The sequence below is a fragment of the Paenibacillus sp. S-38 genome (genome assembly GCF_049942825.1).
Classification (GTDB): Bacteria; Bacillota; Bacilli; order Paenibacillales; family NBRC-103111; genus Paenibacillus_G.
In genome coordinates this window covers 7,234,653-7,257,631 of the sequence record NZ_CP187970.1, presented here as the reverse complement: position 1 = coordinate 7,257,631, position 22,979 = coordinate 7,234,653, and the positions used below count along the sequence as shown (strand labels likewise).

20 protein-coding genes are annotated in these 22,979 nt (G+C 60.3%); 12 read left to right on the top strand and 8 right to left on the bottom strand.

The annotated features are described in order from the left end of the window. Positions 1-40 precede the first annotated feature (40 nt). From ACP26L_RS31665 to ACP26L_RS31635, 7 genes are all read left to right on the top strand, one after another. Positions 41-1,915, top strand: a complete 1,875-nt coding sequence (locus ACP26L_RS31665) for an IucA/IucC family protein (protein WP_426449569.1) — start codon at positions 41-43, stop codon at positions 1,913-1,915. Between the two features lie 79 nt (positions 1,916-1,994). Further along, a complete protein-coding gene (locus tag ACP26L_RS31660) occupies positions 1,995-3,245 on the top strand; it encodes an AMP-binding protein (RefSeq protein WP_426449567.1) in 1,251 nt (416 codons plus the stop codon). Beyond that, a complete protein-coding gene (locus ACP26L_RS31655) occupies positions 3,242-3,526 on the top strand; it encodes a phosphopantetheine-binding protein (protein WP_426449565.1) in 285 nt (94 codons plus the stop codon). Before ACP26L_RS31660 ends, ACP26L_RS31655 begins: the two co-directional genes overlap by 4 nt. Further along, on the top strand, positions 3,523-4,515 hold the full coding sequence (locus ACP26L_RS31650) for a DUF6005 family protein (protein WP_426449563.1): 993 nt from the start codon (positions 3,523-3,525) through the stop codon (positions 4,513-4,515). Before ACP26L_RS31655 ends, ACP26L_RS31650 begins: the two co-directional genes overlap by 4 nt. Then, the gene (locus tag ACP26L_RS31645) at positions 4,508-6,124 is read left to right on the top strand and encodes a glycosyltransferase family 4 protein (RefSeq protein WP_426449561.1); all 1,617 of its coding nucleotides are present in this window, start codon (positions 4,508-4,510) and stop codon (positions 6,122-6,124) included. The genes ACP26L_RS31650 and ACP26L_RS31645 overlap by 8 nt, the downstream gene beginning before the upstream one ends. A gap of 4 nt (positions 6,125-6,128) precedes the next feature. Next, positions 6,129-6,974: a sugar phosphate isomerase/epimerase family protein gene (locus ACP26L_RS31640; RefSeq protein ID WP_426449559.1), complete on the top strand. Its 846-nt coding sequence runs from the start codon at positions 6,129-6,131 to the stop codon at positions 6,972-6,974. 292 nt (positions 6,975-7,266) lie between these two features. Further along, entirely contained in the window at positions 7,267-7,824 is a 558-nt protein-coding gene (locus tag ACP26L_RS31635; protein WP_013920702.1) for a DJ-1/PfpI family protein, read from the top strand. A 383-nt stretch (positions 7,825-8,207) separates the two neighbouring features. Here ACP26L_RS31635 and ACP26L_RS31630 read toward each other — a convergent pair whose 3' ends face one another. The 3 genes from ACP26L_RS31630 to ACP26L_RS31620 form a co-directional block, all read right to left on the bottom strand. Next, positions 8,208-9,059, bottom strand: coding sequence for a chemotaxis protein (locus ACP26L_RS31630; RefSeq protein WP_426449557.1), 852 nt, complete (start codon positions 9,057-9,059; stop codon positions 8,208-8,210). Positions 9,060-9,145: 86 nt separating this feature from the next. Beyond that, positions 9,146-9,442: a Rieske (2Fe-2S) protein gene (locus tag ACP26L_RS31625; RefSeq protein WP_426449555.1), complete on the bottom strand. Its 297-nt coding sequence runs from the start codon at positions 9,440-9,442 to the stop codon at positions 9,146-9,148. A 54-nt stretch (positions 9,443-9,496) separates the two neighbouring features. Next, on the bottom strand, positions 9,497-10,483 hold the full coding sequence (locus tag ACP26L_RS31620; RefSeq protein ID WP_426449553.1) for a zinc-binding dehydrogenase: 987 nt from the start codon (positions 10,481-10,483) through the stop codon (positions 9,497-9,499). Between the two features lie 200 nt (positions 10,484-10,683). Between ACP26L_RS31620 and ACP26L_RS31615 the strand changes: the two genes are divergently transcribed. From ACP26L_RS31615 to ACP26L_RS31605, 3 genes are all read left to right on the top strand, one after another. Continuing rightward, complete coding sequence (locus ACP26L_RS31615; RefSeq protein ID WP_426449551.1) at positions 10,684-13,506, top strand: fibronectin type III domain-containing protein; 2,823 nt, start codon at positions 10,684-10,686, stop codon at positions 13,504-13,506. A gap of 141 nt (positions 13,507-13,647) precedes the next feature. Beyond that, the gene (locus ACP26L_RS31610; RefSeq protein WP_426449549.1) at positions 13,648-14,136 is read left to right on the top strand and encodes a hypothetical protein; all 489 of its coding nucleotides are present in this window, start codon (positions 13,648-13,650) and stop codon (positions 14,134-14,136) included. A 94-nt stretch (positions 14,137-14,230) separates the two neighbouring features. Further along, on the top strand, positions 14,231-15,058 hold the full coding sequence (locus ACP26L_RS31605; protein ID WP_426449547.1) for a sugar phosphate isomerase/epimerase family protein: 828 nt from the start codon (positions 14,231-14,233) through the stop codon (positions 15,056-15,058). A 259-nt stretch (positions 15,059-15,317) separates the two neighbouring features. On the opposite strand, the gene ACP26L_RS31600 is transcribed toward ACP26L_RS31605, so the two are convergent. The 4 genes from ACP26L_RS31600 to ACP26L_RS31585 all read right to left on the bottom strand — a co-directional run bounded on the left by ACP26L_RS31600 (position 15,318) and on the right by ACP26L_RS31585 (position 18,173). Then, positions 15,318-15,992, bottom strand: a complete 675-nt coding sequence (locus tag ACP26L_RS31600; protein WP_426449545.1) for a hypothetical protein — start codon at positions 15,990-15,992, stop codon at positions 15,318-15,320. A gap of 244 nt (positions 15,993-16,236) precedes the next feature. Further along, a complete protein-coding gene (gene comJ, locus ACP26L_RS31595) occupies positions 16,237-16,743 on the bottom strand; it encodes a competence protein ComJ (protein ID WP_426449543.1) in 507 nt (168 codons plus the stop codon). Between the two features lie 59 nt (positions 16,744-16,802). Further along, the gene (locus ACP26L_RS31590) at positions 16,803-17,198 is read right to left on the bottom strand and encodes a NucA/NucB deoxyribonuclease domain-containing protein (protein WP_426455172.1); all 396 of its coding nucleotides are present in this window, start codon (positions 17,196-17,198) and stop codon (positions 16,803-16,805) included. A gap of 180 nt (positions 17,199-17,378) precedes the next feature. After that, on the bottom strand, positions 17,379-18,173 hold the full coding sequence (locus ACP26L_RS31585) for a PaaX family transcriptional regulator C-terminal domain-containing protein (RefSeq protein WP_426449541.1): 795 nt from the start codon (positions 18,171-18,173) through the stop codon (positions 17,379-17,381). Positions 18,174-18,346: 173 nt separating this feature from the next. On the opposite strand from ACP26L_RS31585, the gene ACP26L_RS31580 reads away from it, so the two are divergent. Together ACP26L_RS31580 and ACP26L_RS31575 are read left to right on the top strand one after the other, a co-directional pair. Continuing rightward, the gene (locus tag ACP26L_RS31580; protein WP_426449539.1) at positions 18,347-19,321 is read left to right on the top strand and encodes a YbhB/YbcL family Raf kinase inhibitor-like protein; all 975 of its coding nucleotides are present in this window, start codon (positions 18,347-18,349) and stop codon (positions 19,319-19,321) included. 462 nt (positions 19,322-19,783) lie between these two features. Then, positions 19,784-21,469: a methyl-accepting chemotaxis protein gene (locus ACP26L_RS31575; RefSeq protein WP_426449537.1), complete on the top strand. Its 1,686-nt coding sequence runs from the start codon at positions 19,784-19,786 to the stop codon at positions 21,467-21,469. A gap of 328 nt (positions 21,470-21,797) precedes the next feature. Here ACP26L_RS31575 and trxB read toward each other — a convergent pair whose 3' ends face one another. Next, positions 21,798-22,751 carry a thioredoxin-disulfide reductase gene (trxB, locus tag ACP26L_RS31570; protein ID WP_426449535.1) on the bottom strand — a complete coding sequence of 318 codons (954 nt, stop codon included), beginning with the start codon at positions 22,749-22,751 and terminating at the stop codon, positions 21,798-21,800. Positions 22,752-22,979 lie beyond the last annotated feature (228 nt).

Below are 22,979 nucleotides of genomic sequence, written 5' to 3'. Positions count from 1 at the left end.
CGGGTTATCTTAGAAGAGCCATTCAGGAGGAATCCATTCCATGATGGAAACAGAGCAAGGTCTTAGAACGCTCAGCGAAGCACTCCGCTCGCCCGTCTATGTCACGGTGCGCCGGAGAGTGTTCCGCCAGCTGGTCGAATCGCTCCTGTACGAGGGCGTGGTGACGGCGGATACCGCCGAAGAGGCGGGGCACACGCGCTTCACCCTGCACGGCCGGGACGCGGACGGAAGGCCCGTTGCGTATCAGTGCGGGGGCCGGCGGAGCCTGACGTTCGGCCGCATCCGGCTTACGGATGAGCCCGTGCGGCGCCTGGCCGGCGACCGGGAGGAAGAGGCGGCGAGTCTGGCGGGCTTCGTGGAAGAGGTGCTCGGTCCGCTTCAGGGCTTCAGCCCGGAGAAGCTCCGCTCGTTCGTGGGCGAGATGGAAGGCACGCTGCTCAACGATACGCTGGCGCAGTACCGGCGGACACAGAGCTGGAACCTGCTGCGGGGCAAAGCCTACGACGACCTCGAAGGCGACGCGATGGACGGTCATCCGTACCATCCGGCTTACAAGTCGCGCGTCGGCTTCGACTATGCGGACCAGCTGGCCTACGGCCCCGAGTTCAAGCCCTCGCTGCAGCTGCAGTGGGTGGCGGTGCGCCGGGATTGTACGCGGGTTGCGGTATCCCCCGGGGAGAACTACGACGACCTGATCGCCGCCGAGCTCGGGGCTCCCCAGCTGGAGAGCTTCCGTGCGGAGCTGCGGAAGCAGGGGTATGCACCGGAGGCTTACGTGTTCCTCCCGGTGCACCCGTGGCAGTGGCGCCGGCACACGGCCGGCCGCTTCTTCCGGGATATCCGCGACGGGCGGATCGTATCGCTCGGGACGGCAGGGGATCTGTACGTGCCCCAGCAGTCGATCCGCACGCTGTCGAACCGTACGAATCCGCGCAAAGCCTACGCGAAGCTGTCGATGGACCTTATCAACACGTCTTCGTCGCGTGAGCTGCTGCCGCACTTCGTCGTGACCGCGCCGCCGATTACCGGCTGGCTGAAGGGCATTGCCGCCTCCGACCCGTACCTGCGGGAGGAGACGAAGCTGATCCTGCTCGGCGAGTTCGCAGGCGTATCATACGATCCTCCGCATGAGGCAGGAGACGGCTCGCGCTCGGGCGGCTCGGCAGGCTCGCTCGGCTGCATCTGGCGCGAGAGCGTACACCGTTACCTGGAGCCGGGCGAGGAGGCCGTGCCGTTCCATGCCCTGTGCTCGCGGGAGCTGGACGGGTCACTGTTCATCGCCCCGTGGCTGGAGTCCATCGGTGTCGAGAGCTGGCTGCGCCGGCTGTTCAAGACGTGCGTACTGCCGGTCGTACATCTGGCGGTGGCCCACGGCATCGCGCTCGAATCGCATGCGCAGAACATGGTGCTGGTGCACCGGGGCGGCATGCCGGTCCGGGCGGCACTGAAGGATTTTCACGAGGATGTGCTCTATACCCGCGACTTCCTGCGGGAGCCGGAGCGCTGCCCGGACTTCCCGGCGGTCCACGAGATCTACCGCCATGGGGGGCCCGGCACCTCGTTCGAGGCGGGGAGCCTGTCCACCGTGCGGGGGCTGACGCTCGGCGCGCTGTTCTTCATTAATCTCGGGGAGCTGGCACTGACGCTGGCGGACCGGTACGGCTATGAGGAATCCCGCTTTTGGACGCTGGCGGCGGATCTGCTGGAGAGCTACCGCATCCGGTTCCCGCAGTACGAGGAGCGGTTCCGGACACTGGACCTGTTCGTGCCGGAGACCCGGGTCGAACAGCTGACGAAGCGCCGGCTTGTTCCTGCCGAAGAGCGGGGGGGCTGCAGCCATGACGTGCCGAATCCCCTGTACCATGTACGGGAGCGCGAGATAACCGGCGGGGAGCTGCAGACGGTGGGCGTCTGATCTGCAGTCCAGCCTTTTCGATACTTCCAACCTTTTCAACCTATCCATACAGTCCACATTGTCTAAAAGGAGGAACATGATGTTTACCGTGAACCGTGAACGCTTCTCCGCATCGGATGCCAGTGCGCGTCTGGATGCTTACGGGACGCTCGAACATTTTCGCAAGCCGGAGGGCCGGCTCTATGCGCTGTGCCTGAGCTCCCCGGCCGACGTGGTCACGCTCGTGCTCTTCCTGCGGGAGCGGGGCGGCTCGGTGCTGCTGCTGGCGGCCGATACGCCGCTGGAGACGGCCTTGGCCTCGGCACGCCAGGCGGGAGCTTATGCGCTCGTCTTCGGCACCCCGGAGCAGTGCCAAGTGCTGCCCGATGAGCCGGCGGCCCAGGAGGAGCCGTCGCTCTACAGCTTCAGCTCCGGCACGACAGGCGGCGCCAAGCTCATCCGCCGCTCCTGGAGCGCGGTGGCGGAGGAGATCGCCGCCTACAACGAAGCGATTCCCGCCGATACGGGAGAGACGCCCGTGGTGCTGGCGTCGGTGACGCACTCCTACGGGCTCCTGTGCGGCGTGCTGGCGACCCTCGAGCGTGGCGTGAGCCCGGTGATCGTGACCAACAAGAACCCGAAGTTCGCGCTGAGCGTCATCCGCGATACGCCGAAGCACATCGTGTACGGCGTGCCGACACTGTTTCACATGCTGACAGGCTTCAGCCAGGAAGGGCTGCGCTTCCACAAGCTGATGACCTCCGGCGCGCCGATGCCGGCACCGCTGTTCTCGAAGCTCGGCGGGCTTGCGGACACGCTGCTGCAGCAGTACGGCTGCTCGGAGGCGGGCTGCATCTCGATTTCTCCGCGGATGGAAGCCGCGACGGATATGGGGCTGCCGCTGCGGCACTGGAAGCTCGAGCTGGACAGCCGGGAGGAGGCGCAGCCGTCGGAGCTCGCCGTGACCGGCAAGGCCGGGCGCATTGCGACCGGTGACCTTGGCTATATTGCCCCTTCCGGGCATATTCACCTGCTGTCGCGGATCGATGACGTCATCAATGTGTCGGGGCTCAAAGTATTTCCGCTCGAGGTCGAAGAGGTGCTGCTCAGCATACCGGGAGTGGCTGAAGCGGTCGTGTACCGGGGCCGCCATCCGGTGATGGGCGAGATCGTCAAGGCCCGGATCGTGGCGTCCGGACGGGTCTCCGCCGACGATGTGCGGGATGTGTGCCTGGGGCGGCTGCCCGCTTACAAGGTGCCGGCGGATATCGAATTCGTAACGGCCATACCGAAAAACCCGACAGGCAAGATCAGCCGCAAACGGCTGGAAATGGAGGATGCGACCCGATGAACCGCGAGGAATTAAGACAAGGCCTGAAGCGCCTGCTGACCGAGAACCTGGAGCTGCCGGAAGCGGCGAAGCGGGAGACCCTGGACGATTCGCTGCGGCTGAACGCGGATCTTTATGTGGACTCGGTACGGCTGCTGCAGCTGATCGTGTACATAGAAGAAGAACTGAAGCTGGCGGTGCCCGAAGAGGAGCTGGACTTCCAGGGGCTCGATACGGTCGGCGCACTGCTGGACTTCATGGCGGAGCTGCGGCCGCTGGATGCGGCGGGGCAGGGCGTATGATCAAGGTTCACTGCCTGATCTCCTGCCTCTGCGAGATCGTCAAACGGCGCAGCAGCGTCGATTACCGGTCCTACTATTTCGGCATATGGGATTCCGACTTCGATATTACGGACGGAGGGGAGATCACCTATTTCTCCGACCGGATCGGGCATGATGCCTTCCTGAACACCTACGAACAGTTCTTCGGCCTGAAGGTGCACGAGTGGTACGATGCCGCCCGAAGCCGGGAGGAGAACCTGAAGGTGTTCCTGGAGCTGCTCGAGAACAAACCGGAGCACCGCTACCTCATCGTGCAGATCGACATGTCGCTGATGCCGGAGCGGGAGAACAAGTTCCAGCAGAAACCGTTTCCCCACTACCTCATGATCTCGAAGACGGAGAAGGAGGACGAATGGTTTATGTTCGACCCCGACTTCCGGTGGGAGGGGAATGTGAGCCGGGACCGCGTGATCGAAGCGATCCTCGGCAACGAGTTCGGCGGTGGCTTCTATGTGGATGCGGAGACCGTGCAGGAGCCGTCGTTCGAGACGGTCCGCGACCATTTTCTGACGACGTTTCACCCGGAGGACAATGAACTGGTCTCGCGTCTGCGCCGGCTGGTCATCGACATGGCGGAAGGGAACCACGGGTGGGATCTGCCTCTGCTGACCCGCGCGGTGAAGCAGCTCAATATCCTTGTGATCCGCAAGTACAGCTACGATTATGCCCTGATGTTCTTCGACGACACGCTGAAGCTGCCGAAGCAGAATTATGAAGACTGGTGCCAAGAGATACGCGACTTGGTAAGTGCGTTTAACAACGCCCAATATTTGGCGGTCAAGCTGTCCATGACCGGACGCAGGTCGATCCTGCCCCAGCTCTTCGAGACGATCGACAAAGCGGATGAGATCGAATTCCGCATCAAAGGCGAGCTGCAGCGCCAGTTCGGCTTGTGGTGCGAAGCGATGGAGGGCCGGGCGGCCGAGCCGGCCGGGGTGGGCCATGTCTAGCCCACTGCGCATCGGCTATATCGGCGGCCAGGCCGGTCGGGTCAACGAGCGGGCGATCGACAGCGAGTGGGTCGGCGCGCTGGGCGAGTACGCCGAGCTCGTGCCGATCCCTCCGCTGAAGCTCATGAAATGGGCCGGCGGCGATCCGTCCCGGGACCCGACGGGCTTCCTCGCGAAGGCGGAAGCCAAGGGGCAGGCCTTGGCGGAGCTCTGCGCGCATTACGGCGTGAGCACGCTGTATGCGAACCTGACGCCCCTGATCCCGTACCTGCTTCTGGCCCGCAATCGCGCGGAGGTGCCGCTCAATCTCTTCTTCCTCGCCCATTCGGTCGGCTCCGAATGGTGGATGAAGCAGTGGCTGGCCATCGCGCCGCTGCTGCGGGAAGGCGATACGCTGCTCTGCGCGACGGATACGGCGAGAGAGGCGCTCCTGGCGCTTTCGCCGGCTTACGCTGAGGCCTTCCGGGCTCCGCTGTGCATCCGCACGGAGCCTGCCAGGCCGCTGCGCACGGAGGCGAACCGCGTGAAGCAGCTGCTCTGCATGGGCCGGCTGGAGGACGTGAAGAACGTCCATGTGCTGCTGGACATGTTCCATGCGGTGAGGGCCTTTTACCCGGACGTACATCTGAGCGTCGCCGGGGAATACACGGGGCGCACGCCGGAGCAGATCACTGCCTACCGCTCTCTCCTCGAGGAGAGGGTGGAGGCGTACGGCCTGCAGGAGAGCGTAACCTTCACCGGCCCGGTGTCGGGCGAGGTCAAAGACGCACTGTTCCGCTCGGCCGACGTGCTCCTGAACTTCTCGACCGATCCAGGCGAGACGTTCGGCTACAATCTGATCGAGGCCAAGGCCTGGGGCCTGCCGGTGCTCTGCACCGCGTGGGACGGCTTCCGCGAGCTGGTGGAGGACGGCCGGGACGCCGTGCTGGTCGGCGTCGACTGGTCCGGGCCGTGCCCGCAGATCGACCCGGCGGAGGCGGCCGCCAAGCTGCTCGGCCTGCTGCGGGACGAACCGCGGCTAGCGGCGATGCGGGTCGAGGCCTTGGCCGGGCTCGGGCGCTATGCGCCGGAGCAGGTCATGCCGCAGCTGGCCGCACGGCTGGCGGAGCGGGAGGCCGTGCTGCGCGCTGGCCGTGCCGCAGGCCCCGGCCCGCAGGGCACGCTTGCGGGCGGACTGGCCGACGCGGCCGCCGTGTTCCAGCGGCCGCTGGCCCTCTTGCCGGCAGCCGGGACTGGAACCGTCACGCCAAGCCAGACCGGCGTGCTGACAGCCGCAGGGCCGGCTGAAGGCAGCGGCGCGGGCTTAGGCCCGGATTCGGCAGTGGAGGCAGGCGGCACCGCGGACAGCGGACCTGCTGCTGCTGCCGCAGGCGCCCGGGCTTCCGGCCACCCTGCCGACACCGCTGTGTTCCAGCAGCCGCTGGCAGGCTCGCCGGCGCTGTATACGCCGGCCGTGCGCTCCGGCGTTTTCGCCTCGCAGACGCCGCTGTCGCTCCTTGCCTCGGCGAGCCACACGCCTTACGAGGCCTGGATGCCGCTGTGCCGGCCGTATATCGCACATTTCGCCACCACAGCGGCCGGAGCGGAGCTTACTACAGGAAAGGTGTGACGTTATGAAAACCTCCCTCTGCACGATTTCGTTCCGCCACCAGCTCGTCTCCTTCGGCGACCTGGTCCGGCTGGCTTCCCGCCTGCAGTTCGACGGGATCGAGCTGTGGGGGACCCATGCCCAGCAGCTGTACGAGAACGAACGCGTCACGGCATGGGATCACCTGCAGCGGCTGCACGCCTCCGGCATGGGGATCTCTATGGTCAGCGATTACCTGGACATCTCGCCCCAGGCGGACCGCCAGGCGGTGCTGGATAAGTGCCAGCGCCTGATCTCGCTCGCCCGCTGGTTCGGCACCCCGCGCGTCCGCACGTTTGCCGGACAGCTCGGCAGCCGCGATGTTCCGGCGGCGGAGCGCCCGCTGTACGCGGAGAACCTGCACCGCTTATGCGAGCTGTGCGGGGAGCAGGGCGTGTACCTGCTGCTCGAAATGCACCCCGGCACTCTCACCGACACCGTGGAGTCCGCGCTCGATCTGCTGCGGATGGTGAACCACCCGGCGCTGAAGATCAACCTCGACTTTCTGCATGTCTGGGAAGGGGGAACCGATCCGGTCGAAGGCCTCCGGAAGCTGGAGCCTTGGGTGATGCACTACCATATGAAGAATATTACCGACCGGAGCCACCTCGGTGTCTTCGCCCCGCACAATGTGTATGCCCCCAGCGGCAGCCGGACCGGTATGGTTCCGCTCCGTGAGGGCGTGGTCGACTACCGGCCGATCCTGGAGGCGATCCGCGAGACGGATCACTATGCTTCTCTCGAATGGTTCGGCCCCGACCCGGCCCGTGTGCTCGCCGAAGAGATGCAGTGGCTTCGCGAGGAGCTTCCGGTCGCCATGGCCGGTGCATAGCATATGGCATGGATGGTACAAGCTTGCCTTTTCTCTGCACGTCCTTCCCCGCAATTCTATCCCCGCATGACCATCAATGAGGACCTTTCGGCTCACGAAGGGTCCTGTTGTAGTTTAGAAGCTTGGCAGCAATACCCTCAGGATCTGCCAGTACTAGGATCGGCGGCCCCCCCTCTTCACGGTAAGCTCTCTTCTTCGACATTTTCCACCCATTTACAACGAAAGCCGGGTTCCTCATAATGAAGAAGAACGTACTCCAGACTTTTCCATATCCAAGCTGAGGAGTGATCCCATGTCCAAGAAGATTCTGATTCTGACCGGCGACGCGTGTGAAGTGCTGGAAGTCTATTATCCGTACTTCCGGATTCAGGAGGAAGGGTATGAACCGGTGATTGCCTCGCCGACCAAAAAGGTGCTGCACACCGTTGTCCATGATTTCGTGGAAGGGTGGGAGACGTATACGGAGAAGCCGGGGCATCTGCTGCCGTCGAACATCGGGTTCGCGGATGTGAATCCGGAGGATTACGACGGGGTGATCATCCCGGGCGGCCGGGCGCCGGAGTACATCCGCTCGGATGAGAACCTGCCGCGCATCCTGCGCCACTTCTTCGAAGCGGACAAGCCGGTTGGCGCGATCTGTCATGCGGCGCAGGTGTTCTCTGCGCTGAAGGATACGAGCTTCTTCGAAGGCCGTACGCTGACGGCATATACGGCCTGCCGGCTGGATGTCGAGCAGCTTGGCGCGACGTACGCGAAGGACCCGCTGCATGTGGACGGCAAGCTGGTCACCGGCCATGCCTGGCCGGATCTGCCGGGCTTCATGCGGGAGTTCCTCAAGCTGTTGAAGTAGAAGGCGAGAAAGAGAGAGGCATCCGGCCCATTGAACCGGATGCCTCTCTCTTTTGCTTCGCCGAGCGGCGTTTGAATGAACCGAGAAGCAGCGCAGCGGGTGAGAAGGCGGTCAGGCTTTGTACAGTGACGCCTGCCCAGCGCAGCCATCGTCATCCCGATGAGGCACCTGCCCGTACCCTCATCGGCGGCCGCCAGCGTTACTGATACCGTACCTCACTGCAGACAGGATGATCTTCAGCAGGCCCCTGCTGCCGACATTGCCTTGGCAGCGGCACTGGCCCTCCCGCTGTTCCACCGCAAGTCCCACCGGAAGTCCCACCGCTCACCCGCTCATCCCACCGCCCCGACGGCCCTCCCAACGTCCCGCAGCTCCTCTGAGCCCTACTCCTGACCGCCATTCACTGCGCGCCAGGTCCGCACGAGCCCGTCCGCCATGCGGCCGATCACCTCGGGACTTCTCAGGTATTCGCTGTGACAGAGCGGATTCCACCCGCGCAGCCAGTCGCTGATCCGCACCTCGTAATCCTCACGCACGGCCTCTTCGTAAGCCGGATCGATGCTCCGCAGCGGATAGCCGAGAATATCGTCCTTGTCGTAGAAGTTGACCCATTCGCCGGCCACGGCGGGGTGGAGGCTGTGCAGTCTCCGCGACGGAACCGAGATAGGCCGGTTGAAATTCCGGTATCTCAGGCTCCACAAGGGCAGAGTCGTGCCTATGGAATAGAACAGGGCCAGCGTATCCCCCAGCTCCATCGGGGTGTCGGCTTCGGCTGCAGGCGGTCTCACTCCATACTGCAGATCATAAAAGTAGTTGCTGGCAATCACCGCCCCGAGACTGTGGGCGATGACGCAGAGCGGGGCGGCGGGACCGCAGCGCTCCGACAGCCGCTGGAGCGACCGGCTGATCGTATGGTGCACGGCGTCATAGTTATGCTCGGCGGTCTCCACCGGCTGGTAGGCGATGGCGTCCGCCAGGTAGTGGATAATGAACCGCCGCAGACCTTGGTACCGCAGGTCATGCCGGCTGACGAGCCGGTCGAAGAGCTCCTCTTCACCGGACTCGAAGACATGGGACCACTGAACCGCCTCCATGCATAAGTGGGTGGAAGCGGCCTCCGGATCTTCCGACCGCAGCCGGTAGGCATCTGCGAGCTGCTCCTTCAGCTCGTCGGCGTACGTTTCTTTTTGCTGTCCCATTCCATGGACAATCAGGACGGCGAGGGATTGGCTCATCGCGGCCTCCTCCGTATGTACGGATTTTCTGGTTCCGTTCCTTCCAGAAGACGCCCGGCGCCCCAGCGGTGCCGGGCCTTCCTCTGCTACTCTTCCATCTGCGCGATAAGCTGCCCGTCCCGCACCTCGACCGGATAGGACGCGAGCCGCTTCACCGGCACGTTCAGACAGGCGCCGTTGTGCTCATCGAAGGTCCAGCCGTGCAGCGGACACACCAGCTCGCCGTCTTCGGCTTCGACCCGGGCACCGGCATGCGGACAGGTCCGCGAGACGAGATGATAGGTATCCAGCTCCTTCAGCACGAAGTAAGCCTTCGACTCGACTTCCACCTCGGCGGGGAAGGTCGTGAACTCGTTCACAGCACCCAACGCAACCTCTTTCATGGAACAGCCTCCTTTTGGATGATTACCATTCATCCTTCCCCAAAGGGGACAGGTTCAGAACTTCACTACCATCTTACCCCGGACATGACGCTCTGACATCCGGGTGAGCGCGGCTGGCACATCTTCAAGAGCGAGCGTCTCGGTGACCATAGCCTGAATGCGGCGGGTACGCAGCAGCTCCATGAACTCGCCGGCCATCACGGCCAGGTCGCGCTCCGCCCGGAGATTGCCCGAACCGTGGGCCCCGCCGAGCATCAGCTTGTGGACGGAGAACGTCTTGGTCGACGGCTGGAAGTCCGCCACGTTCTCGGGCGCTCCCGCAATGACGGCCAGCTGTCCGCCGAAAGCCAGCATGGAGAGGTCGGCCTGCGCCGTCTTGCGGTTGACGGAGTTCAGGATGAGACCGACGCCGAGGCCGTCCGTCAGCTCCATGACCCGTGCATGCACATCCTCTGTGTTGTAGTCGATGACTTCGTCGGCCCCTAGGCCCCTTACATAGTCAAAATTGGCAGGTGACGCTGTGGCCAGAATCTTCGATGCCCCGAACACCTTGGCGAGTTGAATCGCATAGCCCCCGACGCCTCCGGCTCCCGCATGGATCAGGACAGACTGGCCTTCCTGCAGGTTCATTTTGCGACGCAGTGCCTGGTAAGCCGTCAGCCCTGCGCAGGGAAAGGCGGCTGCTTCTTCGAACGTGAGCTCCTCGGGAATCCGTGCGGCGGTGTGTGCGGTAGTGACCGCATACTCGGCGAACGTACCCGGCTTCGTAAAGCTGCCGTGATAGGCGGCCCGGTCGCCGGGCTTCCATTCCGTGACCCCGTCGCCTACGGCATCGACAATGCCCGCGCCGTCCACCCCCGGAACGAAGGGATAGACCCAGTCTGGATGGCCGTTCGCCGCCACCTTGTAGTCGACGGGGTTGAGGCCCGCGGCATGGATACGGACGCGGATTTCTCCCGGTCCGGGCTCAGGCAGCGGCAGCTCCGCGATTTGAAGGGTGTCAGGCTTGCCCGGCCCCAGCAGTACGAGTGCTTTCATCATAAGTAATCCCTCCTTGTCCTCATCGTACCATAACGCCGGGCGCGAGAGAAAACCGGTTGGCTTCATTCAACCGGTTATTCGGCATGGAATGTTCCTATATAAAGTTAATTTTAGAATATAACTCCAGTTTATGATAGGGTTTTCACCGCAGAAGACGAATCGTACTAGGAACAGCTGTGTGACGAGAAGAAGAAACCTGGATGACCATTCAACTTTTTGAAGGGATGATGAATTGGATGAAACCGTACCGCCGCCTGTTGTTCACACTCTGCTGCTTGTTCCTGATGATGCTGGTTCCCTTGTCTGCTTCGGCCGAAGAACATACCGTAACGGTGACCGGCTTGTCGGCCGAAATTCCCTCTGACGATAAACTGGTGGTGAGGGTCGGAAATATTTATCACAGTGTCGAATTAAAGGAAGTAACCATGGAGGTCGACGGTCGGACCGCTGTCGTGCATCAGTACTGCTCCGTCAAATGCTACTGGCAGGGTGAGATGTCTCTCTCGGGCTTGCCTAAGGGACAGAAGACGGTGAAGGTCACGGCTGTAGATCACTTCGGGAATAAGGGAGAAGCTGAGCTCGCGTTCCAGCACGATCATTTCCCGGTCCTGAAGACGCAGCTGCCTGCGAATCTCTCCGTAGTGAAAAGTCCGCTGCACATCAAGGCTTCCGCGAGCGATGATTTGGGTGCACCCCAGGTCCGCATATCCGTCTCCTCTCAAGGCAAAGGAATCTACAACAGCACGGGAGCCGGCAGCTTGGACAAATGGATTCTCCTCAGCGATTATGACGGGCAGCTGCTCGACATCACGGTGACCGCCGAAGACAGCTCGGGTAGGCAGGTTAAGGAATCGAGCCAATTTTATACCCATAACAGCGAGCACGCAGTAAAGGTGGGGCAGGTGGGGGGCGAACTGCTGGATTTTGATGCGGTGCATTACCTGTATCTGACCCCTCAGAAGGAGCTCAAGCTCAAGAGCCGGGCGGGCGGCGGAGAGACGCTGATCCATACCGCAGGTGCGAACCAGCTGTTCCGTTCCGCATCGCTGCAGTCCGGGCAGGTCATCTTCACGGTGAAAGACAAGGATTCTTCCTACGACGGGCCTACCTATCAATGGAAGGACGGAGAGGTGACCCAGATCGGAAGCGTGCAGTGGAGAGGGAGCTACATGATGTATTATGACTCAGGCAAGCTCCTGGTGAAGCATAGGGTTACAGGCGAAACTCGGGAGATCGTAAGCGGGTATCCGCACCTTCCCTCCGTCCTTAAGGCGGAGCTTACACCGGAAGGAGACGTCTGGTTCTCCACTTACTATGGGTTCGGAAGGTCGAAAGCGGACGGAAGCATTACACATATCCATACTGGACAAGGGTCCGTTATCGAAGCGTTCCAGGTGGACGGGGATATCGTATTGATTTATTCCTCCGGAGGGGTCTCGAAGTACGACGTGAAGTCCGGGCAGGAGACCTCGCTGTCCTATGGGTTATCTGAACCCGATTTCGAAAAGAGGGCCGTGACCCGTGGAGGGTGGACCGCTTATTTGAAGGCAACCCCCTTCTCTCATGCGCAGGTGGTGCTTCAATCTCCGCAGGGCGAGGACCGTCAGCTGACCTATACGCTCGGCGAAACCAAGCGAATCCAGGGGCTTGGGGCAAATGGAGCTTTATTCTATTCCGTGAACGGAAAAACCTTCTATTATACGCCTGACAGCGATAAACCGGTGCTGGACTTCGCCTCTATGAAAAAGCTGGTTCAAAGGGACGGCACATGGTACGGCCTGCTGGGGAACACGCTGTTCAAGATCCGAACTGGTGAACCCGCGGATACGCAGGCGCCCGTATGGCCGGCCGGCAGCGAACTCACCGTGACGGACGTGACCTATTCGGCAGCGAAGCTGGCTTGGCGGCCCGCATCGGATAACGTGGGGGTTGCGAAGTACATCCTACTGCAGGACGGAGTGAAAACGGCCGAGCTTCCCGTCACGGCAGTTACCTACGGGATCAGCGGCCTGAAGCCGGGGACAGCCTACACGTTCAGCTTGGCGGCGGAAGACGCTGCAGGCAACCGGAGTACAGCGAACCCTTCCGTTACCTTCACGACAGGACAGGAGCCTGAGCCGGAAGATACAGCGGCACCCGAGTGGCCGTCCGGGGAAGCCGTGACCGTCAGCGGCGTAACCTATGCGGAGGCCGAGCTGTACTGGGTTCCGGCCGCGGATCTCAACGGCGTAACCGCCTATGAGATTTACAGGAACGAGGAGTTGCTGGATACTGTCAGCGGAGCGGTGTACAGCTACCGGGCCTCGGGCCTCTCGCCGGAAACCGTCTATGTGTTCACCCTGAAAGCCCGCGATGCGGCGGGGAATGTGAGTCTGAACAACCCGAGCGTCACGGTCACGACTTCCGCTTATGGCCCGGAGCCGGGACCGGCGGGTCTGCTTGGCCTGCAGGCCAAGAAGGGCATGGTGGAAGCCGGATCGGTGCTGGAAGTGACGGTGAAGGCAGAAGGGGCTCAGGATCTCTACGGCTTCCTGGCCAAGCTGGAGTACGATCCGTCCCGACTGAAGCTGATGCAGACCGGGCTGCATCCGGACTTCGGCCGGGAGCGGGAGAATGCCGTGTTCGGCAGAGTGGCTTCGGCTGCAGGACGGGCCAAGCTCACCGCTTCCCTGCTGGGGGATGTGCAGGGGCGGAGCGGACGTGCGAATCTGATCACTCTGAAGTTTACGGCGCTCAAGGCGGGGGAGAGCGAGATCCGGCTGCTTGCTGACTCCGCTGTTTCGAACAGTCAGGGTACGGTCACCCCGCTGGGTACGGCGGTCGTGCTGAAGGTGAACGTGGGGGCCGGGGACTTTGACGGCGACGGCCGGGTCGGACTGAGCGATCTCGTCCGAATCTCGGGACATTATGGACAGAGGGCGGAGCAGGCGGGCTACGAACCGCAGTTTGACCTCAATCAGGACGGGCGGATCGACCGGACGGATATCCAGTACGTGGCGGATAAAACGGCTGCGGGAGGGTGACGCTTCCGCCATATGATGGTTTTATCAGGAGAGATTCCACCCCGCTCTAAGGTATGATAAAGCCAGGAAGATCATAGGAGAGATCCGGGACGGCTTGCTCTTCTACAGGGCAGACTCTGTCCCGGTCCTCAGGATAGAAGGATGAGCCGTGTGAGATACGTGAGGAATATCATTGGGGGACTGCTGCTGCTTTATGGGGTTTTTATTATGGCCTATTACGCATGGGTTTCGGTGAACATGTGGCAGGCTGGCAGGAATGCGGAGCGCTTCCTGGACCTCATGGTGGAGCAGAAGTGGGAGGAAGCGGAGGCGATTGCCACCGCGCACTCCTATGCGGATGATCCCGCGAAGCGGGAAGCGCACCGCAGGGCCTGGATCGAGCGGATGCGGGGCTTGAAGGAGCAGGGGTACTACCTTGCAGGATATGACAGCGTCAGAGCGTTCTATGATGATGCCTGCGTTTGCGGCGGCCATGCGAACCTGACGTTCCGCGACGGGGAGCGGACGGTAACGTACCGCAGCGTATTTACAGGGGGACTGCCGGACATCGGGCAGCTCTGTCCTCTGAGTGCCCAGGGCGAATCGATCGAAACCAACGGGTGGAAAGCGATGGCCTGCTCCGGCGGCTAAGGCAGCCAACGTCCGCAGGCAGGAAATCCCAATCAGGCGTGGAATACAACGTGGTGTATTCCATTCGAACGCTCTGCATAGGAGGTTTGTTGCGATGTCTTACTTGTCTGTCAGCACCTGGAGTCTGCACCGATTGCTCGGACCGCTGCGCTGGACGCAGTGGGATGCCGAGTCGGGCACGCACATCACGCGCGAGCAGGAACAGCCCGAGGTGCTGAGCCTGCTGGAGCTGCCGCGGGAGGCCGCGGGCCGGGGCTACGCAGCGCTCGAAGTGTGCCACTTCCACTTCCCCGCCACGGACCCGGCCTATCTCGGCCGGCTGAGGGAAACCTTCGCCGCCGCGGGGATCTCGTTCGATACGCTGCTGCTCGACTACGGCGATCTGACGAGCGAGGATGAGCGGCGCCGCACCGCGGACGTCGAGTTCATCCGGCGCTGGATCGGGTATGCTTCCCTGGCTGGTGCGAAGCAGATTCGCGTAGTGGCCGGAGAGGCGCAGCCGGACGACGAAGAAGCGCTCCGTCTCAGCGCCGAGACGCTGGCCGGCCTTGCGGCGTATGCTTCGGAGCACGGTGTGCGCGTCGTCACGGAGAACTTCAAGCCGCTTACCTCCACGGCGGACAGCTGCCTGAAGCTGCGCTCCCTGGCGGGAGAAGCGGTCGGCTTCATCACCGACTTCGGGAACTTCAAGTCGCCGGCGAAGTACGAAGAGCTGGCGGCAACGATCCCGGGGAGTGTCTCCGTGCATGCCAAGGCGCATTACGATGAGAACGGCTTCCCCGACGAAGAGGAATACCTCCGCTGCCTGGAGCAGGTGAGAGCCGCCGGTTATAACGGCGCGGTCGTGCTCATCTATGACGGACCGGGAGATATGTGGGAAGGCTTGGAGCGGATCCGGAAGATCGTCGAGCCCTATTTGTAGCCCCAGAACAGCAGCAGCTCGCAGAACGAAGGTGCCTAAGCCTTCAGCCTGCGGGCTGCTGCTGTTGTTATGGGTGAGACGCTGGGCGAGGAGTGCATACCTGGGCCGGCTTTTGTCACCTGCCGCTTCGCTGAAGCCGGCAAGCTTCTTCCTGGATCGCTCGGCTTAGCTCAAGGTGCAGCGGCTGACCATGCCGGCCGGCGGTGATCCTCGCTTGGGGCGGAGAGGGCCGTTCCAGCGGCAGAGGGTCAGCCGGCTGTCAGCGGGCGGTCCATATCCCACTGCGGTCCTGATGCTTCGCCGTAGCCCACAGGGATACGATGAGGAGCAGCTCGTAGATGTTGGTCAGCGCGGAGCTTTCGAAGGGCAGCGGAATCATGCGGCCGACGAACAGCGCGGCCGTCCCTGCGGCCATCCAGATCCAGCGCTGGCGAAAAGCCAGGATGAGACCGGCCGCGAGCAGCAGCGCGGAGGTGATGATCACCATCAGCGGTCCGCCGGTTTCCGCCAGCGGCACATAGCGGAGCACGCCGTACTCGCGGAGCGGGGCAAGGCTCGTCGTCTCGCGCAGCGCTGCGGTGAGGGTCTGGTAGACGACGAGCCCCAGGGTGACGAGCCAGGCGGCTCCTCGGCTCCACGGGCGGTGGGCCCAGCCGATGTCCGCCCGGCGCAGGGTATCCCAGGCGAAGAGGACGAGCGCCGGAGTGAACAAGGCATGCGTCCAGTAGCGGAACGTGCTCAGGAATCGCAGCGTACGACCTTCACCGAACCATTCGCCCGCTGCAATGATGCCATTGTCATAGAAAAGTCCCAGGGCGACGAGCAGCGGGATCGAGGAATAGGTGAAGCCGCCCTGCTCCCGGACCCGATTCCAGCCGAAGGCGATGAGAACCAGATAAGCACAGGCAAGGGCCATATAGATAGGCATATCCATGAAGGGAATCTCCTTTTCAAGTGATAAGTTTAATTGGACGGAAGGCTCTTCTCCGAATCATATGGCCGAGGCCAAAAAAAGAGACCCACAGCAACGGGCTGAGGGTCTAAAAGGGTTTATATATTAAAAAGGGGGTCGAGATTTATTATAGGACAGCGACATTAAGGAAGGATGAATAATAGATTTCAATTTCGTTACAAATAACGCTAAATTTGTCGTCTAATGTTCGGATTCCGGGTGTCGATCAGACAGCCGGCTCGGCTTCCATCAGTAGCGGCAGCATGGGGGAAAGGGCTTCGTCCCACTTCAGGATGCGGGCTTCCGGCTGCGCGTTCGGCGTGAAGTGCAGGAGATAGCGGAATTTCGGCGCTCCGGGCTCCGGAATCTCCAGAGGCACGGCCCGGAAGAGCAGCTCGTAGCTTCCCGCGGGGATCTCATAGTGGCAGGAGCGCGATAGGATGCTGCCGACCGTAATCCCGCCAGCCCCCTTCACAGGGAAAGGAACGGAGATCTCGCGTACAGCCTCCCCGTCCGGTACGGGCTTCCTGGCGCCAAACGATACTACGATCTCGCTGCGGACATCATCGAGCGCGGCGAACGAGACACTGCCCGGCCGCCAGGCAAAGCCCTGCCTGAGATGTCGGTCCGTCCACTCGGGGTACGGATTGGGCAGTCCCGAGGTATAGACGGCGAGCTGGGCATAAGAGATCAGCAGCTCCTGTTTTGGCCACGTTTGTATAGAATCGGGCATGGTTCGGACCTCCTCGGATAGCAGTGAAAGCCCTGCGTGTGCAGCCCACATTCGTTCAGTTAGTTATACGACATGATGAACTTGATCCGGGTGCCGTCGGGATAATCGGAGAGCTGGTTGCCTACCCATGAGCCCGATCCCCGGTTATCGGAGTAGGGGACATAGCGGACATCGGCGCCGGCTCCGCCTTCCTCGCACATGGCCATTGGCCACTCATCGCGGTCATAGCCTGTTTTGGTGGGGATGCCTTGGAGCGATTCGGCACGGTTCTCGTCGGCCCCGTCGCGGTCGATCGTGCATACGCTGGGATGTCCGGCTGCGATCGCATCGCGGATGTGGTCCCCCGTGTACGGGTACTTGTTGAACGGAAAATACAGGACGGCGTCGTACTCTCCCGCCGCTTCAGCCTGGCTCGTATGTAGGGTGAAGAGGCCTCCGGCGAGAGCGGCGGTCATGAGAGCCAGGGAGAGCCAGGCCGCGGTGCGGCGGAGTGCTTTGGTGAACATCGGTAACTTCCTCCGTTTCGTAAAGCAGATGGTGTGACAGCCGGCAATGGCCTGCCCAAGCAAAGACTTTACGGGAGGAAGGTATCCCTACTGTGAACGGAAAGTTAACGTTTTGTGGAGAGGTTTGCCTTACAGGAAGCGGGCATATGGCGAACCCGCCGGGATGGCTTCCGCCAGCCGCCGCAGCCCGTCCTGCATGGATTGAAGCCTAAGCCTGCCCTGCCAGTCGGCGGGCAGCAGCTCCGGGGGCAGCATCGGGTCCACGAGATACAAGCCGCTGATGACCTCGCCGAGCTCCAGGTAGAGCGTGAACAGGTCGAGCGGGTCGGCCGCTTCCCCCTGCGCGATAAGACTTTCAGCTGCCGGCCGGCAGTCACCGGTATACCAGGCCCACTGCTCCTCATACTCACGGCCTGCCGCCGGGAGCTCCCAGATCTCCGCGGTCTCCTCCGCCGTAAGGGTTCTTCCCTGCAGAGAGCCGTGGAACTGCATGGCTCTATCCATGATCCCGTGCTTGCCGAGCAGCTCCCGCACCTCTTCGCTGTAATCCCACGGGGCGATATAGACGCTGTGATAGAGCAGACCGAAGCCGGTCTGCCGGATATCCGCACGGAAGGCATCACGGCGGCGCCGCTCAGCTTCGGGGATCTCCACCATGACCAGGTGCCAGGAGCCGTCCCAAGCCCGGTCGTAGAACAGCGGCTTCCGGTTGATTGTACGGATGAAGGTTCGGCCGGCCTGCGTAATCTCATACAGCGAGCGGGCGGGCGAAACGGCGTATCCGTTCTTTTTGAGATGGGACAGGGCATTGCGGATCGTAGGGGCGGTATAGCCGCGCCGTTCATAGATGGTGATAAGCTCCTGCGTGTCCATAGGCGCGGATCGGGAGAGCAGGAACAGGATTTGTTTTTCGATCGACAGCAAAGAAGCCCAACTCCTTATTGACAAAGGTAAGATTTGGTTATAACATTATTTTAGACGAACGTTATGTATTTTATTATAAATTGGAATGCGGCATGCGGTATGCTTCCGGTGACTGCCCCTATTATACCGGAAGATGCGCAGGCTGAACATTCCGACGCGAAGGAGCGATGGGTATGCCAAGATTACGTGGAATTCACCGGTGGGCTGCCTCGGCGGCCGTATTATCCTTGATGATGGCTGCCGGAGCGGCGAATGCCGAAGCCCCCGTCAAGGAGCGGGATGTCATGAAGAACGTCGGCAGTTATCTGCAGTGGAACTCTCCGGTGACGGTGAAGCTGGACGGACAGGAGCTGCCCGTGAAGGCGGAGATGGAGGGCACGAAGATTCTGGTTCCGTTCCGGGCGGCGTTCGAAGCGCTCGGTGCTAAGGTGACCTGGGACGAGGCGGGAGGGAGCGCTTCGGCTGTGGTGGAGTCCGGCGGGGCGGCACACTCCGTCAAGGTACGGGCAGGAGAAGAGGAAGCCGTCGTGGACGGAAGCCCCTACACGTATGACCACGAAGCCGTGAACCGGGAGGGCAGCCTGTATGTACCCCTGCGGGTTCTGACTGCGGCATCGGGCGCCCGGTTCGAGTGGGACCTGGCGAGCCGCACGCTGCTGCTGGAAGCGGAGGCCGGTGACCCGGCTGCCGGATTCGAGGCCGGGTCGCCGGCCTATGAAGCCCATGGCGATATTCCGGCGCGGTATGCCCACGGGGCTTCGGCGGACGGGAAGGACGTGAATCCGCCGCTGCAGTGGGAAGGGGCTCCGCAAGGCACGAAGTCGTATGCCGTTGTGATGTACGACCTGCACCCGATCGCCGACAATTGGATTCACTGGAGCGTGCTGAATCTGCCGGCATCCTCTCAGGGAATACCCGAGGGTGTAACCGGCGCTCTCCCGGAAGGGACGGAGACCAACGCCTACTTCGGCATGGGGCCGCCGCCGCATTCGGGGGATCATCCTTACCGGGTCGTTGTGTATGCCCTGGATACGGAGAAGGTGGAGCTGAAGAGCGCTCCGGTGTTCTTCGAGGACGTGGAGCCGGTGCTGGAGGAGCATGCTCTGGCCAAGTCCGAATGGACAGCTTACTTCCGGGGAGCGGAATAAACAGGTGGTTGTATAGGTGAGCCTCAGCAAAAGAGCAGGCAGGCTGCCATGCACGACGAACCGAACGGCTGGGCAGGCTGTCTGCAGCGGCTGTGCCGCAAAATGATAGATTGAAAAGCGCGTCAAGCAGGCCCATTTTGAGCCATTAAAAAGACATCTGTCTCCAGAAGAATGGAAAAAGATGTCTTTTTTTTCGACTTATGCAAGGCCCCGAGGAAAAAGCGTGAGTTCTTCAGTGGCCTCGATGATCAAGGGTGCTTCTTTAGTCGTTCCAAGACATTCTCCCTTGAGGCCTGGTTTACCCCTTCTTTTTTCACAACTTTAGTAATAAAAAGTTAAAACAAAACCGATAAATCATCCATTGCATTCTGCAATTAATATATACGAAGGGATGGTTTCTTAAGGGTTACAAAGTTTCCATTAACAACTTAGATCTCAAATTAACGGAGGAATCATGCTGCTATGCGAATAACCATTGGTCGAAAACTACTCTTCGGCTTCTTAAGTATAATCATTCTTCTAGCCGTAATCAGTGGCATCTCTATCTATATGATAAAAAATATAGATGGCTCTTACTCGGACTTGCTTGACCGCAGAAATGTTATACTAATTAACGCAAAAACCATGCAGGTAAGTGCATCACAGGAGATTAGCGGTATTTTCGGGATACTTCTTGAACAACCTACAGCTGCGGATGTCGCGATAAAGGCTTCTACACAGCTAGACAGTTTGGCTGAAACTACTCTTCCCCTTGTGCAAGTGTCGGAAGTACATGAAATGCTGATCAAACTTCGATCATTGAATGAACAGTATGTAGGCCAATTGAATCAAGTGATAGATCTGATGAAGACCGATCCTGCCGCGGCCAAAGTTTTGGCTGTTGAGAAATCCGTACCCTTGGCTCAAGAGATTCGAACCACGGCCAATGCAATAGCGGAGAAGCAAGCTGAAGTCTTGGCAAACGCTAACATTCAGAACTCCCAACTCGTCTCTTCGGTTGTAGGAAATATTTTGGTAATAAGCTCGATCGCACTTCTCCTTGCTGTCATCATCAGTACTACTATCACTCGATTGATCGCCCGACCTGTCCGATTGCTTACTCAAGGTGCCACTGTCATTGCCGAAGGTGTGCTTACAGGAGATGAAGTCATCGTCAAGAATCGTGACGAACTGGGCGAGTTGTCCCAAGCCTTTAATCAGATGAAGCGAAACCTACAGCAGTTAATCATCCAGGTTGGAGACAATACTAATCAAGTCGCCGCGACCTCCCAACAATTATCTGCCAGTGCTGAACAAAGTGGCTATGCGTCGGAGCAAATCTCTGCGGCTATCCAAGATATCGCAGATGGTTCTGCCAAGCAACTCTTAAGCGGTCAAAAGGCAATGCAAGCAAGCACAGGATTATCGCAGGGCATAAGCCAGGTTTCCGCATCCATTCAAGAGGTCACCTTACTGACTCATAACGCGAGTGACAAAGCGACATCTGGAAGCATTGTCGTTGCCCAAACGGTCGAGCAAATGAATCACGCTCAGAAGTCAATCCTACACACTGCAAAGGTCGTAAACCTACTTGGGGAAAAGTCGAAAGAGATCGGACAAATAGTAGCTATGATTACTCAGATTGCCAATCAGACGAACCTTCTTTCATTAAATGCAGCTATTGAGGCGGCCCGTGCTGGAGAAGAGGGTAGGGGCTTCGCAGTGGTTGCCAGCGAAGTGAGAAAGCTCGCTGAACAGTCTGCGGAAGCAGGAGCTCAAATTCACCAACTGATCGATCAGATTCAATCGGAATCTTTCAAGGCTGTACAGTCCATGGATGAAGGGACACATGTGCTTGGGGAGGGGATCGAGCTCGTTCGTCTGAGCGGTCAATCCTTCAAGGACATTGTGGAATCAATTGAGCAAGTAGTGGTTCAAACTCGTGAGGTAGCTATTGTAATGGATGGGGTGAACAAAAACTCAGTTACCATGGTGGAGCTGATGGAGAATGTAGCTGGGTTGGCTGAGGAGTCCACTGGGAATTCTCAGAAAGTAGCTGCATCCGCTGAACAACAGCTCGCCTCCACGGAGGAAGTCTCTGCTTCTGCCCAATCCTTAAGTAGAATGGCTCAGGACCTTCAGGAAATAGTGGGTCAATTCAAGGTGTAGAGTCCTTTCCAGATATAAAGCAAACTCTTCAGCCCTTTCGCTTCCCAGTAGGAAGTCGGAAGGGCATTGTTTGTGTTTCGAGACATTTCCCATGTTCCCCGTCTATTCGCTGTAAATCTTAAGCGGATATTGAAACTGGTGGATTGAAAAACGCGTCAAGCAGGCCCATTTTGAGCCATTAAAAAAGACATCTGTCTCCAGAAAAATGGGGACAGATGTCTTTTTTGCGACTTATGCAAGGCCCCCGAGGAAAAACCGTGAGTTCTTCAGTGGCCTCCCGCGGGGGCAGTCTCTTTTTGCAATCTACTGTAAGCTTGACCACGTAAAGTTACGCGTTCAGCGTCTGGCTCCAGTCGTGCACCATGTGGCCTTCGAGGAACTTCTCGCACTCGAGTGCCGCCATGCAGCCGCTGCCCGCCGCGGTGATCGCCTGGCGGTACTTGCTGTCCTGCACGTCGCCGCAGGCGAATACGCCAGGGACGTTCGTCATCGTGGTGCCCGGTGTTACTTGGATGTAGCCGATCTCGTCGGTCTTGATCTGGCCGTTCAGGAAGCCGGTGTTCGGCGTGTGGCCGATGGCTACGAAGATGCCGTCCGTCTCGAGGATCTCTTCCGCACCGGTTTCGTTGTTCTTCACTTTGAGGCCCGTTACGCCTCTGTCGCCGGAGACCACTTCAAGCGGGGTCTTGTTGAGCGCCCAGGAGATCTTCGGGTTCTTGCGTGCACGGTCCTGCATGATCTTCGAAGCGCGGAGCTCCGTACGGCGGTTGACCAGCGTCACTTCGGAAGCGAAGCGGGTCAGGAAGTCCGCTTCTTCCATTGCGGAGTCGCCGCCGCCGACCACGAGGATCTTTTTGTTGCGGAAGAAGAAACCGTCACAGGTTGCGCAGGTGGATACGCCGCGTCCGATGCTTTCCTTCTCGTTGGTGATGCCGAGCAGCTTCGCGGAAGCGCCGGTGGAGATGATGATCGTTTCGGAGACGAGCTCGCCGATGCCCTCAACCTGCAGCTTGAACGGACGCTGGGACATGTCGACGGAATTCACCCAGCCGGTCTTGAACTCCGCGCCGAAACGCTCGGCCTGCTTGCGCATGTTGGCCATGAGCTCAGGACCCATGATGCCGTCCGGGAAGCCTGGGAAGTTCTCGACTTCGGTCGTCGTGGTGAGCTGGCCGCCCGGCTCAGGGCCTTCAATGACGAGCGGGCTCAGGTTGGCGCGTGCCAGGTAGATGGCGGCCGTCAGACCGGATGGGCCTGTGCCGATAACGATGGATTTATACATATGGGTTTCCTCCTAAAGATACTTTTTTGTATGTGGTTCTGCAGCTGCGTTTTTTGAAAAAACCGGAATATGTTTTCATTATACCGATGGGGCATTCCCGCGTCATGACCCGATCATGAACATTTCATGAAGAACGGATGAAGGTGAAGCCGCTGTGGATCAGGTGCCGGGATACAGCGTATTACAAGTCCGGTATGCGGGTCAAGCCCGCGGGGCAATGACAGTGAA